A 14,846-nucleotide genomic window follows, 5' to 3' on the forward strand; every position below is an offset into this window, starting at 1 on the left:
TGAGTATCAAGAAAATCTTCCTTTACGGCTTTTTGCTGCTGAGTGTATTTGTTACCAGTGTAGTGGTGCATCTTCCTGCGAAGTTTGTCGTAGATAACCTACCGACTATTCGAGGCCTAAACATCTCTGGCGTGCAGGGTTCTCTCTGGCAGGGGCGTGCGCAAAAGGTCTCGTTCCAACAATATGATTTTGGACAGATCACCTGGGATCTTCAGGTATTTAAACTCTTTACTGGTAAGGCTGAGCTTAATGTTCGTTTTGGCCGCAACAGTGAGCTTGGGCTGACTGGGCGCGGCATCGTCGGCTACGGCTTCTCTGGCCCCTATGCTGAAAACCTTCTCGCTTCTATTCCTGTTGCTAAGGTGATGGAGCAGGTCAATGTCCCTGCGCCTGTGGATGCCACTGGTGACCTTGAATTGATGATCAAAAATTACACCTATGCCCAGCCTTGGTGCCAGTCAGCTGAAGGCAGTCTAGTGCTAAACCGAGGCGAAGTGAGTTCTCCTCTGGGTAATCTAGACCTAGGCACTGTGATCTCAGATTTGAGCTGTGAAAACAACGTGTTGTCGGCAAAAGGCAATCAAGAAAATGATCAGGTTTCAGGAGCATTTACCGCCAAGTTAGAGTCCAACTTTACCTATGACTTAGACGCTTGGTTCAAGCCAGGCAGTGAGTTTCCTCCAAGGTTAGGGGAGCAACTAAAGTGGCTAGGCGATCCTGATGCACAAGGTCGTTATCCGTTTGTGCTCTCAGGGAGACTGTAAGCGGTTTTCATTACACGGATTTTTCCATATAGTGACTGAAAGAGTCGGTTATTAGTGAGGCTAGGATGGCAAAACAACGCAAGCCCCAAATTATAGACAAACAAGAGGTTGCTCGCTCGCGCCTGTTCTGTATTGAATCTCTTGACCTAGAGTTTTCGAACGGAGAGAAGCGCACCTATGAGCGTATGAAGCCGAGTGGGCGCAATGCGGTGATGATAGTGCCAGTAACGGCCGATGGCGATTTGTTGCTAGTTCGTGAGTATGCTGCTGGTACTGAGAGCTATGAGCTTGGTTTTCCCAAGGGCCTTATCGATGAAGGTGAGACTGAAGTCGAGGCTGCAAACCGGGAGCTGAAAGAAGAGATTGGCTTCGGTGCTAATCAATTCACTCCGCTAAAAGAGGTGATCCTAGCGCCTTCGTATTTCTCTAGCCGAATGACCTTGTTCTTGGCAAAAGACCTGTATCCCGAGTCTCTGATTGGCGATGAGCCTGAACCACTAGAGGTAGTGAAATGGCCATTGGCTCAAGCCAATGACTTGCTTACTCATCTCGATTTTTGCGAGGCGCGCAGCATCAGTGCTTTGATGTTGGCTCAGCGTTTGTTGGCCGAGGAGCAGTAAGATGAAACAAGACCTTTCCCACCTGCTTCCTGAAGTTATCGATATTGCTCGTTCCGCTGGACAGCTGATCCTAGATATCTATCAAAACCGAGATTACGAAGAGTTCACTAAGACAGACGATACCCCAGTAACCAGCGCTGATCTGGCTGCGCATAAGCTGATCATGCAGAAGCTTCCAGAGCTGACTCCTGACATTCCGGTATTATCTGAAGAAGACGCCGACATTAGTTTGGCGGAGCGTGAGCAATGGGAGCGCTATTGGCTGGTGGATCCATTAGATGGCACTCAAGAGTTTATCGCTCGCAGTGGTGATTTTGCTACCATCATTGCTTTGGTAGAACACAATAAGCCAGTGATGGGCGTGGTGTATGGGCCTGTCTCTGGCGTGGTTTACTATGCCTATGAGGGCAAGGGTGCTTGGAAGATCCCTGAGCTGGGAGAGAGCATCCGCATTACGACCCACAAGCACGAACTGCCTAAACAGAATATTGCGATGGCTATCAGCCGTCGTCAGGACATCAACCGTATTACCGCCTGCATGTCTAATGAGTGGAACTATGAATTAGTGCCATTAGGTTCGGCAGCGCTTAAGGCCTGTCTAGTGGCTGAAGGTAGCGCAGATTGTTATCTAAGGCTGGGACCAACTGGCGAGTGGGATACGGCGGCGACTCAATGCATCGTTGAGCAAGCGGGCGGTACGATTCTAGATACTAAGCTAGACCCGCTCTCTTATAACCTCAGAGAAACCCTAGAGAATCCAAACTTTATTGTTATTGGCGACCAAGATCTGCCATGGCATGAGATTCTGGTGAAAAAGTAGCGCTTAACAGCTCGCAGAATGCCTCTCTCTCACTCATAAATGGTGCGTGGGAGGAGGTATGAAATATATGCGACTCAGCTGAAAGGGCTTCATCCAACATACTCGCCACCTTAACCGGCACCAATCCATCTAACCTTCCGTAGAGACGCATCAAGGGCATCTTCAGCTCTTGCAGTTGCTCTCGATAGTCCAAGCTACCCAAAAGTTCTAAACCTAAAGCCAATGAGTCTGGATTTGGCATAGGGCGAGATAGAACGGCGCCTTTGAGCTGTTTTACATCCTGTCTTGCCGAAGGGCTTCCCATGGCTTGCAGTGCCATAAAACGTTCAATAGTGCCCTTGAAGTCCTCGGTGAGCTGCTCGGTAAAGTTCTTTAGAACCTTAGGGGCAATACCACGCCACTTGCTGCCTTCTGCGGCAAACTTTGGAGAGCTAGCAAGGGTAACTAAGTGTTCAACGCGCTCAGGGTGATTGAGTGCAATATGGGTAGATACTAAGCCACCCAGAGACCAGCCAAGCCAAATTGCTTTTTTTGGTGCTCTTTCTAGGACACAGCGGCAGATATCTTCGATGGACTGACAGTGGTTATGGTGACTATGCCCATACCCAGGAAGGTCAACGGTATGCAGAGTGAAATGCTTAGAAAGATAGTCGCTGACTTGCTGCCACACCGCACCATTCATACCCCAGCCATGAACTAGCACTAGATCTGGGCCGTTTCCTTGGGTTTCCCAATGCAGTTGCGTCATATCAGTCATCTTTCACTCTCCAGCACTTTCCGTAAGACTTAAAATCAAAAAGCTTGAGGCAGAGTAGGGGAAATGGCGTGATAACTCAAACCTTTCATTGCAAAGCAAGACAGCTGATCATCCAATTGATTGGGAATCGCTGTGATTTGTGTAATAGGAAATTAAGCTCGCAATCAGTGTGGTGTGAAGACTGCTTGCTACTAATCCCGAATAAATCTCGCTGTAAGCGATGTGGTGCGCCCCAAGTTAATGCGGAAAGTCACTGTGGCGAGTGCATTAGTTATCCCGTACTTTGGGATAGGCTCTATTGTGTCAGTGACTATGAGGCCCCTATTTCTGATTACGTAAAGAGAATCAAATATACTCGTCAGTTTTGGCATTCTCGCGTTCTCGCTCAACTACTGTCTGAAAAAATTATCGACCCTGCACCATTACTCTTATCCGTTCCTACCCATTGGCGACGCTTAGTTTGGCGAGGCTTCAATCAGAGTCATTATCTTGCCTATTACCTTTCTCAAGGACTCGGTATCCATTACCTACCGGATGTTCTAGTACGAACTCGGCATACCAAGATGCAGATGGAATTAGATAGAAGTAAACGTCTGAAAAACCTCAATAATGCTTTTCAGATTAACCCCGCCCGTTTGGCTGAGATGCAAAGGTATCATCGTGTTGCCATAGTCGATGATGTGGTGACAACGGGCTCAACGGTCGGAGAAATCTGCAAGCTTCTGCGACAAATAGGAGTAGAAGAGATAGAGATATATTGCTTGTGCAGAGCGTCTCGAGGTTGAGTCTGATGTGTCTGGCAAGTTTTGATGGCGATATTACGAAATTATTGGAATTGAGTCTGGTTCGGAGTATAGTAACGAAAAATAACCTACAGAATTACTCGGGTATTGTTGTGTCAAATACTATTACTATTACCGAAAGTGCTCAATCGCACTTCGCTAACCTACTCGGCCAGCAGGCTGAAGGAACTAACATTCGCGTGTTCGTGGTAAATCCGGGTACGCCAAGTGCTGAATGTGGTGTTTCTTACTGTCCACCAGAAGCGGTAGAAGCTACCGATACTGAGATGAAGTTCGAAGCGTTTTCAGCCTATGTTGACGAGTTGAGCCTTCCTTTCCTTGAGGATGCAGAGATCGATTATGTCACCGACAAAATGGGCTCTCAGCTAACTCTTAAGGCGCCAAACGCTAAGATGCGTAAGGTTTCTGACGATGCACCGCTTATCGAGCGTGTAGAGTATGTTATCCAAACTCAGGTTAACCCACAGCTAGCAAGCCACGGTGGTCACCTCAACCTTGTTAAGATCACGGATGACAACATCGCTCTGGTTCAGTTCGGTGGTGGTTGTAACGGCTGTTCTATGGTAGACGTTACCCTAAAGGACGGTATCGAGAAGCAACTTCTACAAGAGTTTGCTGGTGAACTGAATGGCGTTAAAGATGCTACTGAGCACGAGCAAGGCGCTCACTCTTACTATAAGTAAGAATATGAATTAAAGAAAAGGCACGCTGAGCGTGCCTTTTTTGTGTCTGTTATTTATGAGCCTTGAAGGTAACGGCGACCTTGAGACCGCCTTGAGGGCGATTCTCCATCTTAATCTCGCCACTGTGCTCAGTGATGATGCGCTTCACTATCGCTAGGCCCAGACCCGTACCTTCACTACCGCGAGCGGTATCACCGCGAGTAAAGGGTTCAAACACGCTTTCAATTTGATCCTCTGGTATTCCTGGGCCATTGTCCTCAAGGATAAACTGCACTTTCTGACCTTGTTCAATACTCTTGGTCGTAATTCCAATCCAGTCATCGCCGTAGCGCTGGGCGTTCACCAACAAATTGCTTAGGGCGCGACGTAGCGGAATATTGCTAGCGTAGATATCTGGCAGATTCTCATCTAAGTCATAGGTGACCTGACACTTCATAAGACCTTCAAAGAACTTCTCATTAGGTGCTGGCGAGCCAATATCGGTACTGGCCCCCTCTTGATAGTTTTCTACCGCACGATACAGGTCTTCGGCTAATGCATTGAGATTAATCGCCTCAAACTCGCTTTGATCCACCGGTTTTAGGTAGTCCATGAACTGGGCAATGATCTCATTACACTCTTCAGTATCCTGAATAATGCCTTCGGCGAGATATCTGTCTTGCTCAGACATCATCTCAGTGGCCAGGCGGATACGTGTCAGTGGCGTACGGATATCATGACTGATACCAGCCAGCATCAAGCGTCTGTCTTCTTCTAATGCTTCTATACCTCGCGCCATCTTGTTAAAGGCCAAGGTTACTTCACGGATCTCCGTAGTGCCTTTCTCTTCCAGCGGCTTAGGTATCACGCCCTTACCAACACTAATGGCTGCTTCCTCAAGGCTCTTCAATGGTCTGTTTTGCCAACGGATAAAGCCCCAGCCACCCAGAATAATCAGTAGCGTTATTAATAAGCTATTGATAAAGAAAGGCTTAAATTCGTCTTGGGTTAGCTCAGAGAGGGGAACCTTAAGAAGCCAGTTTGGCATGGAGTCGAGCTTGATCCACAACAGGTAGCTCTCACTGTCTCGACTGAGGCGCGCTTCAGCGGGAGAGCCTAACTCTTCACTGATCTCATCGCTCATAAAGTCGAGGTAGAAGGATTTTTCGAATTCTTGTTCGTAGATGCCAGCATAGGGTCTGACACTTACTCCAAGGCGAAGCAGTAGTGCCTGCCTGAGTGGTGCAGTACGTTGGGCTTCAGGGATACCGAGCTCGACCTCTTTGCGGATACGAGCGTTCTCTTCCATGACCAGATTGATTTCGTAAGAGAGGATGCGGTTGAACTGTTTTAGGCTTGGGAGAAGAGCGTAGTTGAGTACCGCGTAGTACGAGAACACTTGGCTTGCGATTAGCAGGACTATGAAGCCAATGATGGATTGTGTTATCGAACTACGCGAACGCATAAAGGCCTTAAACCTTCTTGCCGTCTGGGACGAATACGTAACCTAGGCCCCATACGGTTTGAATATAACGAGGATGGCTTGGGTCTTCCTCAATGATGCGACGTAGACGCGAGATTTGAACGTCGATTGAACGCTCCATTGCCGAGTATTCACGACCGCGCGCTAGGTTCATTAGCTTGTCACGAGACATAGGCTCACGTGCGTTAGTCACTAGGATTTTCAGCACAGCAAACTCACCTGAAGTCAGCGGGATAAGTTGCTCACCCTTGTACATCTCACGAGTACCTAGGTTTAAAGAGAACTCACCGAATTCAACTACAGATTCTTGCGAGCTAGGAGCACCAGGTGCTTCTACTGATTGACGACGCAATACAGCGCGTGCACGAGCAAGAAGTTCGCGTGGGTTGAATGGCTTAGGAAGATAATCGTCTGCACCTACCTCTAGACCTACGATACGGTCGATTTCATCGCCCTTCGCAGTCAGCATTAGGATAGGAAGCATGTTGTTTGCGCTACGTAGGCGACGACAGATAGATAGGCCATCTTCACCAGGCAACATAAGATCTAGGATCATTAGGTTGAAGTTTTCGCGAGTAAGCAAACGGTCCATTTGCTCTGCGTTCGATACAGTACGAACCTGGAAGCCTTGCTCTGAAAGATATCTTTCTAGAAGGGAGCGCAAACGAGCGTCGTCATCGACGACTAGAATTTTGAAGTTTTCTTGCATGAGACTAGACCTATCTAACCAATATGTTTTGAACTAATAATTTGGCGGTTGCAATCAGGTAGTCCATCACTCCGCAATCTTGCTCCTTAACACGCCTGCTAAAAAAGAACCCGTAGAAATGTAACAAAACTCGCCCAAGTATAGACATATAAAGTGTTAATGAATGTTAACCGGATTGGAAATTCATAAATTAAATGAATGTAACGTGCTGTTTTTAGTCATTTTCTAACCAGTCTGGGCTTTGGTAACTAATTCTATTAACAAACCACAGCTTGATACCTTCAGGGGTACGAACCTCCACTTCGTCATCCGCTTCTTTCTTGAGCAGAGCGCGAGCCATAGGGGAGTCGATAGAGATATAGCGTTTTACTTCTTCCCCATAGATCTCATCCGGACCAACGATTCGAAACTGCTTTATCTCACCCGCTTCGTTTTCTATTTCCACCCAAGCACCAAAGAAAACCTTGCCGTCTTGAGCTGGGGAATAATCGATAACCTTGAGATCGGGCATACGCTTACGTAGATACCTAACCCTACGGTCTATCTGTCTTAGTAAACGCTTGTTGTATTGATAGTCTGCATTTTCAGAGCGATCGCCTAGGCTAGCAGCCCAAGTCACTATCTTAGTGACCTCTGGGCGACGTTCATGCCAAAGGTAGTCGTGCTCTTTTTGCAGCTTTTCGAAACCCTCACGGGTTATCAGGTTAGTTTTCATAGAGTTAAGCTATTCTTTTTTCTTCACTTTACCTAACCTGATACCCAGTTCCAAGAAGGCTTATTCTCTGCCAAGCAGATAAGTTTCGTCACTGCTCACAACAGCGCCATTTTTCAGGAAGTTCTTCCCTAAAATCATACTGTATTCAAAACGGCTACGGTCTTGAAGGTTCACACGAACCGATTTGGTTACCTCGCCTAGGGTCACATTCATCATTACTACTGGGCGCTCGTTTGGCTTTTCGCCTGCTTTTGCACGGATACGCATGATGTCGACGACTTCGCGGGTGAATGACTCTTTCATTCCCTCAGCATTCTGATAGTCGAAGCTCACCATAGGCTTGCCATCTTCCTCGAAGCGCTTGATGTTTAATGCATTCATTGAGCTAACATCGGCACCTGTATCCAATTTTACAGACAAGCGCAGGCCTTCAACGGTGGCTTTCTCGATATAGCCGGCAGTAAACAGCGGTCTTGGGTCTAACAAGTCTTCGGTGCGGGTATTGATTATAACGCCATCTTTATTGAAGCCTCGGCCGATGGCGAAGTAGGTATCATCGCCCTCATCAGCAACCTCAAGAGCAAACTCCATCTGCTGCTCTTTACCGCCTACGGTAACGGGCTCTTTAACGACAGGACGCACAGAGTCACCAACACGAATCTTGCGGTCAACTGGCTTAATGACCTTCTTGTCATCGCCATTGGCGTTCGGGATATAGAAGCTTACCTGTTCGCCACTTTCCCCTTTAACTAACTCAAAACTCTGCACAAACAGTACTGGGGTATCGATAGCAAAAGAAGGTTTTGCCTCTACCGGTGTGCCGTCGATGTATAAGATCTCATGAGGAGTAATGGTAGTTGGCTTACTCTTGCTCAGTAGCTCACCAAAGGTTAGGTCCTCCGCACGCAGAACATTTTTGTCACCTGTGTTGATAACAAAGTGTTTGCTAAGGCTGTTCTTGCCCATGCGTAACTGGGAGCTGTATTTAGAGCGATCCTTTAGGTAGGCAAGGATAGACTTGTTAAAGTCTCCGGCCTCTAGAGGCACTGAAACCAATGGTCTCTCTGTTCCGCTCACGCGAAGCATGCGTACCAGTGGTAGTGTCATCTGTGTCTTTTGTCCCGCCTTGTTTGCGGTATCAAAGGTCACAAGCTTTTTCTCTTCATCAATCTTGATGTTGGTCGCATGTAGTTGGCTGTAGTTGTTGGCCATGCTAAAGCTGGTCTTAAGAGGAATATTTCCGACAAAGATCTCTTCACTACGACCAAGCACACGTGCGTTCTCTTGATCTTGCAGGTAGTCATAGCCTGCAAATACCCAAGCGTGTTTCTTCAAGAAGGTTTTACCTATCAGGATAGGTGCTGAGAAGGCGCTGCGGTCGGTAAGGTTTACGTCCGTATCTACGGTTACACCAGCGATGGTCAGTGGCATATTGATAACCGGGCGATAGATTGGGGTTTCACTGGTGCGACTGCGAATGACACTGGTACGTGCTAGTGGGTATTCCAATGAGATAACCTCACCGCTTACAGGGTGCCTTAAATCAAAGGTCACTACACCTTGGATATCACGCTCAGGGTTGTCGAAGCTTTCAAGCCACCAGTTACTCTTAGGGCCGCCATACTCATCCACGATCACCTGCATCAGCTCAGTGTTCTTCAGGCCTTTGTATTTCGGGTTGTTGGAGTAAACCTGAATGTTCTCGGCGTGCATCGAGGTGGTATCTGCGCCTGTATCTATTTTGCCTATGTAAGGAAGGTCTTTGAGCTCAGGGATGTCCTGGTGATAAACATTCTCTACGCGACCTAAGATGACTTTCTCATCCCAAGTTAGGGCAGGAGCGGCTGTGGTATACGGGGCTTTGTCTGAATCTAGCATAGTAACGGCATGGGCTTCGTTCACAATGGCTTTCGGTGCTAGCAGAGCTGCCGCTAGCAAGGAGAGGGAGTAGGTAAACCTTTTTTTCATTCTCTATATCCGTATTCAATCTGCGGAAAGTGCTTTACTAATTTTAACCAAGAATCAGTAACTTGCTGGCAAATATTCAGTTAATTTTTATCACTTTGATTCATATGAATGTAAATTGTTCCCTTACGTTAAATCCTTGTCAGGGTAGTGGTTTTTTCGCTAACTGCCCCCATTAACAAAAGACTATTACTCACAAAGAAGTGAATTAGGGATGAGCCAAAAGATTTTTCAGATCATTGCTGATGAGTTAAAGGTGCCAGTGCGCCAAGTAAACGCAGCGGCAGGACTATTGGATGAAGGCAACACAGTACCTTTCGTTGCGCGTTATCGTAAGGAAGTAACAGGGGGCCTAGATGATACCCAGTTGCGTACCCTAGACAGTCGACTTTCCTACCTGCGAGAACTGGATGAGCGTCGCCAAACCATACTTCGCTCTATCGAAGACCAAGGCAAGCTGACCAAAGAACTAGAACAAGAGATCTTGGATGCGGATAACAAGACCCGCCTTGAAGACCTTTACCTTCCATACAAGCCTAAGCGCAGAACCAAGGGTCAGATCGCTATCGAAGCGGGTCTGGAGCCTTTAGCTGACTCCCTTTGGAGTATTCCAAACCAACAACCAGAGCAGGCCGCATCTTCCTACGTTGCTGCGGATAAAGGCGTTGCTGATGAGAAGGCAGCCCTAGATGGGGCGCGCGCCATCTTGATGGAACGAATCGCTGAAGATGCGGATCTACTGGAAAGACTTCGAAGCTATCTAAACAAGCATGCCGTACTTCAATCTCGTGTTGTTACTGGTAAAGAGCGCGAAGGTGAGAAGTTCAAAGACTATTTTGAACATGATGAGCCAATCAGTCGTGTACCTTCACACCGTGCACTGGCGATGCTTCGTGGCCGTAATGAGGGCATGCTTCAACTTGCTCTTAATGCTGACCCTCAACAAGACCCGAGTATTCGCACCTCTCACTGCGAAAGCATCATTGCTGACTATTACGGAATCACCTTAAGTGATGCTCCTGCAGACACTTGGCGTAAACAGGTGATCAGTTTTGCATGGCGAGTGAAGGTCTCTATGCACCTTGAAACCGAGCTGATGTCTATCATGAAGGAAAAGGCAGAGGTTGAAGCGATTGAGGTATTTGCATCAAACTTGAAAGATTTGCTGATGGCGGCGCCTGCTGGTCCGAAGGCTACTCTTGGCCTAGACCCAGGCCTACGCACCGGCTGTAAAGTCGCGGTTGTGGATAGCACAGGCAAGGTGTTGGTGACAGATACCATTTACCCGCATGCGCCTCAAAAGCAGTATGACAAGGCGATGGCTGTAGTTGCTCAGTTAATCAAGCGTTTCGATGTTGATCTTGTGGCTATTGGTAACGGCACCGCCTCTCGTGAAACAGACTCCTTTGTTGCTGACCTTATCAAAGCCTCTGGTCTGAAAGTTCAGAAGATAGTAGTGAGTGAAGCGGGGGCTTCTGTGTATTCTGCTTCTGAGCTTGCTGCAAAAGAGTTCCCGAATATGGATGTATCTCTGCGTGGCGCTGTGTCTATCGCTCGTCGTCTGCAAGACCCACTGGCAGAACTGGTGAAGATCGACCCTAAATCTATCGGTGTGGGCCAGTATCAACATGACGTTAGTCAAACCTCTCTTGCCAAGCGTCTAGATGCCGTGGTTGAAGATTGTGTAAACGCCGTGGGTGTAGATGTAAATACCGCTTCTGCTGCACTTCTTAATCGCGTTGCTGGTCTATCGGTAACCCTTGCGCAGAACATTGTTGCTCATCGTGATGAAAATGGTCGCTTTGCTAGCCGTGCAAGTCTGAAGAAAGTGGCTCGTATGGGACCTAAGGCGTTCGAACAGAGTGCCGGTTTCCTTCGCATCATGGATGGTAAAAACCCACTGGATGCCTCTTCTGTACACCCAGAGGCATACCCTGTTGTTAAGGCGATTTCAGAGAAAACCAGCCGACCTGTGTCTGAGCTTATCGGTGATAGCGGTTTCCTAAATAAGTTAAACGCTGTGGATTACACCGATGAGCAGTTTGGTCTTCCGACAGTGACAGACATCATCCGAGAGCTGGATAAGCCGGGCCGAGACCCTCGCCCTGAGTTCAAGACCGCAACCTTTGCCGATGGCGTGGATAAGATCTCTGACCTTGAAGAGGGCATGATCTTGGAAGGCGTGGTCTCCAACGTAGCCAACTTCGGCGCCTTTGTTGATATCGGCGTACACCAAGATGGTTTGGTGCATATCTCAGCCCTTACCGATAAGTTTGTTTCTGACCCACGTGAGGTGGTGAAGGCAGGCGACATCGTTAAGGTAAAGGTGATGGAAGTGGACGTGCAGCGCAAGCGAATCGGTCTTTCTATGCGTCTTAAGGATGAGCCAGGACAAGACAACCGTCCGGCTCGTAAGTCACCTGCAAAAGAAAATCGACGTCCTCAGCGCGGCAATCAGAGCGAGTCAGGCTTTGGTGGTGCTATGGCTGCAGCGTTTGCTAATGCGGGAAATAAGAAACGTCGTTAGTGCGACATACAGAGCAATTGAACGTAAAGACGCCCGCAAGTACATCCATGTTAGGCTTGATGCTGGCGCCCTGCCAGCAACACTTTACTTATCAACCTGCTCTGTATATCTAAGAATTACGCCTTAGCGTAAACCTCACTGTTGATCACCCAACGCTCAATAATGGCGGTTGCATTCTGTGGATAGTTATCATGGATGTAGCGCGCCATTTTTTGTACCTGTGGAATAAGATGTTGGTCTCGCACTAGATCAGCGATCTTAAAATCTGCGAGTCCAGTTTGCTTGGTTCCAAGTAGTTCACCTGGCCCACGAATTTCCAAGTCTTTCTGAGCCACCACAAAGCCATCGTTGCTTTGTCTTAGGACACCTAAGCGCTTCTGAGCCGTCTTAGATAAAGGCGCGTGATACAAGAGCACGCAGTGACTCGCAACCTGCCCACGACCTACACGGCCACGAAGCTGGTGTAGTTGGGCGAGACCCAAACGCTCTGGGTTCTCTATGATCATTAAGCTGGCATTAGGAACGTCCACACCTACCTCGATAACCGTGGTGGCAACCAAAAGCTGAAGCTGATTGTCTTTGAATGCCTGCATCACTTGCTGTTTTTCAGCCGGCTTCATTCGCCCATGCACCAAGCCTATTTTTATCTCGGGAAGCTTAACCTTGAGCTCTTCAGCAATCTCTGCGGCGGCTTGAGCTTCTAGCACCTCAGATTCATCGATAAGGGTGCACACCCAGTACGCTTGTTTGCCTTGCTCAGCACAAGCTTTTCGGATGCGCTCGATGATTTCCTCGCGCTTGGTGTCAGGAATCGCTACTGTCTGTATGGGCGTTCTGCCCGGTGGTAGTTCGTCGATAACCGAGGTTTCCAGATCGGCATAGGCGGTCATGGCCAGGGTTCTGGGAATCGGTGTGGCTGTCATGATCAGTTGATGCGGATAAAGACCATCAAAAGCGCCTTTCTCTCTCAGTTCGAGGCGCTGATGAACACCAAACCTGTGCTGTTCATCGATAATGATCAGAGCCAGTTTGTGGAACTGGACTTGTTCTTGAAAGAGCGCATGGGTGCCCACAACCATCTGCGCTTCACCGCTGGCGATGGCATCCAACTGAGCCTGCTTAGCCTTGCCTGTGACCTTACCTGCTAGCCAACCGACCTTGATTCCTAAGCTTTCAAACCAACCCTGAAAGTTAATGGCGTGTTGCTCGGCTAGAAGCTCAGTAGGAGCCATCATAGCTACCTGATAACCCTGTTCGATGGCCGCCACAGCAGCCATGGCAGCAACCAGCGTTTTACCTGAGCCCACATCACCTTGCACCAGCCGCATCATAGGGTGGGGCTTTAAAAGATCCGTTTCGATCTCTTGAACCACTCGGCTTTGGGCGCCGGTAGGCTTAAAAGGTAGCTGCGCCAGCAACTTAGGCTTGAGAGTTTGTGATACAGGCAAACTCACCGCATCGTCTTGTTGACCTTTGCTTCTCAGTGCAAGCATGGAAAGGTTTTGTGCAAGAAGCTCTTCGATAATAAGGCGAAGCTGAGCTGGATGATGCCCTTGGTCAAACTGGTCTAGGTCGATATCCGGTGATGGCCTATGGATTATGTGCAGAGCCTCTCCGAGAGAGAGTTGGGAGTCATACAGTCCATTAGGTAGCAGCTCGTTTACTGCGGCCCCATCTAGAAGCTGTAGTGCTTGCTCGGTTAAACTTCGTAGGGTCAGCTGACGGAGCCCCTCTGTAGTTGGATAAACAGGGGTTAGGCTGGATTCTGTGGCGATACGCTCGTTTTCGCCAACGAACTTATAATCGGGGTGCACGATCTCGAGTCCATGATTGCCCCTTTTGAATTCTCCGTAAGCGTGAATCCATTTGCCTTCAGTGAAGCTGTTGCGCATGCCTGCGTTGAAGTTAAAGAAACGCAGGGTCACGGTGCCGTTGCCATCACTTATCTTGACCGTAAGCATCTTACGACGAGCAAATACCGTATCTACCGTCATCACTTCACCCTTGACGGCGCCCCAAAGGCCGGCATGAATGGTTCTCATGGGATAGACTCGAGTTCTATCTTCATAACGGTGGGGCAGATGGAACAATAAATCTTGAACTGAATTGAGCCCAATCTTTTCTAATTTTTCTGCCACCTTGGCACCGACGCCATTGAGAGAGGTTAAGGGGATGGCTGAGAGCAGCTGCGCCATTCAAGCTCCAAAAGTGATTGATTTCCTTCAACATGAGCTTAATTGTCTACCAAGAGCAAATCAATTGCGGTGTGGAGCTAATTAGAGGTTGTCGGGAATAAGAATTCTGGTATCATTCGCGCACTAATTTTGAACAAAATCAGCTCTGTTTAAAAAAAGATCACTGAAATCCGCAAAAAGGATCTGTTCGGGTCTTGAGCAATATCTATTAACTTAGTATAATGCGCGACCTTTGATAGCCTTGTATGGGTTTTCCATAGCGGTTTTTGACCTCACTGAGAGGTTCGGCCACCAAGGTTGATATCGAGCTGAAACGATTTGGAGAAGACATTCATGTCCCGAGTATGCCAAGTAACTGGTAAGCGTCCTGTAACGGGTAACAACCGTTCACACGCACGCAACGCTACTAAGCGTCGTTTTCTGCCGAACCTACAAACTCATCGTTTCTGGGTAGAGAGCGAAAAACGTTTTGTTAAACTACGTCTAACTGCTAAAGGCATGCGTATCATCGACAAGAAAGGCATCGATGCTGTTCTTGCTGATATCCGTGCACGTGGCGAAAACGTTTAAGAGGAATTGAGCAATGGCTAAAGGCATTCGCGAAAAAATCAAACTTGTTTCTTCTGCTGGTACAGGTCACTTCTATACTACAGATAAAAACAAGCGTAACATGCCGGGCAAATTTGAGATCAAGAAATTTGATCCAGTTGTTCGCAAGCACGTTATGTACAAAGAAGCTAAAATCAAGTAATTGATTCTTCTTTAGACAGAACATGAAAACCCAGCTTTTGGCTGGGTTTTTTTGTGCCTGTAATTTATGCTGATG

General features: G+C 47.9%; 14 protein-coding genes. 8 read left to right on the forward strand and 6 right to left on the reverse strand.

Annotated elements, in window-relative coordinates; all coding sequences use genetic code 11:
- The first annotated feature begins 5 nt into the window (after nucleotides 1-5).
- The 3 genes from Pcarn_RS00630 (at nucleotide 6) to cysQ (ending at nucleotide 2,204) form a co-directional block, all read left to right on the forward strand.
- A complete protein-coding gene (locus tag Pcarn_RS00630; protein WP_261835620.1) occupies nucleotides 6-764 on the forward strand; it encodes a type II secretion system protein N in 759 nt (252 codons plus the stop codon).
- 65 nt (nucleotides 765-829) lie between these two features.
- Nucleotides 830-1,384, forward strand: coding sequence for an ADP compounds hydrolase NudE (nudE, locus tag Pcarn_RS00635; RefSeq protein WP_261834494.1), 555 nt, complete (start codon nucleotides 830-832; stop codon nucleotides 1,382-1,384).
- Between the two features lies 1 nt (nucleotide 1,385).
- Nucleotides 1,386-2,204, forward strand: a complete 819-nt coding sequence (gene cysQ, locus Pcarn_RS00640; protein WP_261834495.1) for a 3'(2'),5'-bisphosphate nucleotidase CysQ — start codon at nucleotides 1,386-1,388, stop codon at nucleotides 2,202-2,204.
- On the opposite strand, the gene bioH is transcribed toward cysQ, so the two are convergent.
- A complete protein-coding gene (gene bioH, locus Pcarn_RS00645) occupies nucleotides 2,155-2,961 on the reverse strand; it encodes a pimeloyl-ACP methyl ester esterase BioH (RefSeq protein WP_261834496.1) in 807 nt (268 codons plus the stop codon). The genes cysQ and bioH overlap by 50 nt on opposite strands.
- A gap of 569 nt (nucleotides 2,962-3,530) precedes the next feature.
- On the opposite strand from bioH, the gene Pcarn_RS22150 reads away from it, so the two are divergent.
- Both Pcarn_RS22150 and nfuA read left to right on the forward strand, forming a co-directional pair.
- On the forward strand, nucleotides 3,531-3,746 hold the full coding sequence (locus tag Pcarn_RS22150) for a ComF family protein (RefSeq protein ID WP_390904477.1): 216 nt from the start codon (nucleotides 3,531-3,533) through the stop codon (nucleotides 3,744-3,746).
- A gap of 110 nt (nucleotides 3,747-3,856) precedes the next feature.
- Nucleotides 3,857-4,447 (forward strand): Fe-S biogenesis protein NfuA, encoded by a 591-nt coding sequence (gene nfuA / locus Pcarn_RS00650; protein ID WP_261834497.1) that lies wholly within the window; start codon nucleotides 3,857-3,859, stop codon nucleotides 4,445-4,447.
- Between the two features lie 49 nt (nucleotides 4,448-4,496).
- On the opposite strand, the gene envZ is transcribed toward nfuA, so the two are convergent.
- The 4 genes from envZ to Pcarn_RS00670 all read right to left on the reverse strand — a co-directional run bounded on the left by envZ (nucleotide 4,497) and on the right by Pcarn_RS00670 (nucleotide 9,301).
- Nucleotides 4,497-5,891 carry a two-component system sensor histidine kinase EnvZ gene (gene envZ / locus Pcarn_RS00655; protein WP_261834498.1) on the reverse strand — a complete coding sequence of 465 codons (1,395 nt, stop codon included), beginning with the start codon at nucleotides 5,889-5,891 and terminating at the stop codon, nucleotides 4,497-4,499.
- Nucleotides 5,892-5,898: 7 nt separating this feature from the next.
- The gene (ompR, locus tag Pcarn_RS00660) at nucleotides 5,899-6,618 is read right to left on the reverse strand and encodes an osmolarity response regulator transcription factor OmpR (protein ID WP_261834499.1); all 720 of its coding nucleotides are present in this window, start codon (nucleotides 6,616-6,618) and stop codon (nucleotides 5,899-5,901) included.
- Between the two features lie 214 nt (nucleotides 6,619-6,832).
- Nucleotides 6,833-7,333, reverse strand: coding sequence for a transcription elongation factor GreB (gene greB, locus Pcarn_RS00665; protein WP_261834500.1), 501 nt, complete (start codon nucleotides 7,331-7,333; stop codon nucleotides 6,833-6,835).
- A 60-nt stretch (nucleotides 7,334-7,393) separates the two neighbouring features.
- Nucleotides 7,394-9,301: an ATP-dependent zinc protease family protein gene (locus Pcarn_RS00670; RefSeq protein WP_261834501.1), complete on the reverse strand. Its 1,908-nt coding sequence runs from the start codon at nucleotides 9,299-9,301 to the stop codon at nucleotides 7,394-7,396.
- Nucleotides 9,302-9,512: 211 nt separating this feature from the next.
- On the opposite strand from Pcarn_RS00670, the gene Pcarn_RS00675 reads away from it, so the two are divergent.
- Nucleotides 9,513-11,825, forward strand: a complete 2,313-nt coding sequence (locus Pcarn_RS00675) for a Tex family protein (RefSeq protein WP_261834502.1) — start codon at nucleotides 9,513-9,515, stop codon at nucleotides 11,823-11,825.
- Between the two features lie 116 nt (nucleotides 11,826-11,941).
- Here Pcarn_RS00675 and recG read toward each other — a convergent pair whose 3' ends face one another.
- The gene (gene recG / locus Pcarn_RS00680) at nucleotides 11,942-14,020 is read right to left on the reverse strand and encodes an ATP-dependent DNA helicase RecG (protein ID WP_261834503.1); all 2,079 of its coding nucleotides are present in this window, start codon (nucleotides 14,018-14,020) and stop codon (nucleotides 11,942-11,944) included.
- 333 nt (nucleotides 14,021-14,353) lie between these two features.
- On the opposite strand from recG, the gene rpmB reads away from it, so the two are divergent.
- Nucleotides 14,354-14,590 (forward strand): 50S ribosomal protein L28, encoded by a 237-nt coding sequence (gene rpmB / locus Pcarn_RS00685; RefSeq protein ID WP_021704597.1) that lies wholly within the window; start codon nucleotides 14,354-14,356, stop codon nucleotides 14,588-14,590.
- Between the two features lie 13 nt (nucleotides 14,591-14,603).
- The gene (rpmG, locus tag Pcarn_RS00690) at nucleotides 14,604-14,771 is read left to right on the forward strand and encodes a 50S ribosomal protein L33 (protein WP_084884015.1); all 168 of its coding nucleotides are present in this window, start codon (nucleotides 14,604-14,606) and stop codon (nucleotides 14,769-14,771) included.
- The last annotated feature ends 75 nt before the right edge of the window (nucleotides 14,772-14,846 follow it).

This window comes from Vibrio ishigakensis (assembly GCF_024347675.1).
Lineage (GTDB): Bacteria > Pseudomonadota > Gammaproteobacteria > Enterobacterales > Vibrionaceae > Vibrio > Vibrio ishigakensis.

Excerpts from the sequence above, each read along its gene's own strand:
- recG (WP_261834503.1), bottom strand. The coding sequence starts at position 14,020 with ATGGCGCAGCTGCTCTCAGCCATCCCCTTAACCTCTCTCAATGGCGTC.
- ompR (WP_261834499.1), bottom strand. The coding sequence starts at position 6,618 with ATGCAAGAAAACTTCAAAATTCTAGTCGTCGATGACGACGCTCGTTTG.
- Pcarn_RS22150 (WP_390904477.1), top strand. The coding sequence starts at position 3,531 with ATGGAATTAGATAGAAGTAAACGTCTGAAAAACCTCAATAATGCTTTT.
- nudE (WP_261834494.1), top strand. The coding sequence starts at position 830 with ATGGCAAAACAACGCAAGCCCCAAATTATAGACAAACAAGAGGTTGCT.
- rpmG (WP_084884015.1), top strand. The coding sequence starts at position 14,604 with ATGGCTAAAGGCATTCGCGAAAAAATCAAACTTGTTTCTTCTGCTGGT.
- cysQ (WP_261834495.1), top strand. The coding sequence starts at position 1,386 with ATGAAACAAGACCTTTCCCACCTGCTTCCTGAAGTTATCGATATTGCT.
- greB (WP_261834500.1), bottom strand. The coding sequence starts at position 7,333 with ATGAAAACTAACCTGATAACCCGTGAGGGTTTCGAAAAGCTGCAAAAA.
- envZ (WP_261834498.1), bottom strand. The coding sequence starts at position 5,891 with ATGCGTTCGCGTAGTTCGATAACACAATCCATCATTGGCTTCATAGTC.
- Pcarn_RS00675 (WP_261834502.1), top strand. The coding sequence starts at position 9,513 with ATGAGCCAAAAGATTTTTCAGATCATTGCTGATGAGTTAAAGGTGCCA.
- Pcarn_RS00670 (WP_261834501.1), bottom strand. The coding sequence starts at position 9,301 with ATGAAAAAAAGGTTTACCTACTCCCTCTCCTTGCTAGCGGCAGCTCTG.
- rpmB (WP_021704597.1), top strand. The coding sequence starts at position 14,354 with ATGTCCCGAGTATGCCAAGTAACTGGTAAGCGTCCTGTAACGGGTAAC.
- bioH (WP_261834496.1), bottom strand. The coding sequence starts at position 2,961 with ATGACTGATATGACGCAACTGCATTGGGAAACCCAAGGAAACGGCCCA.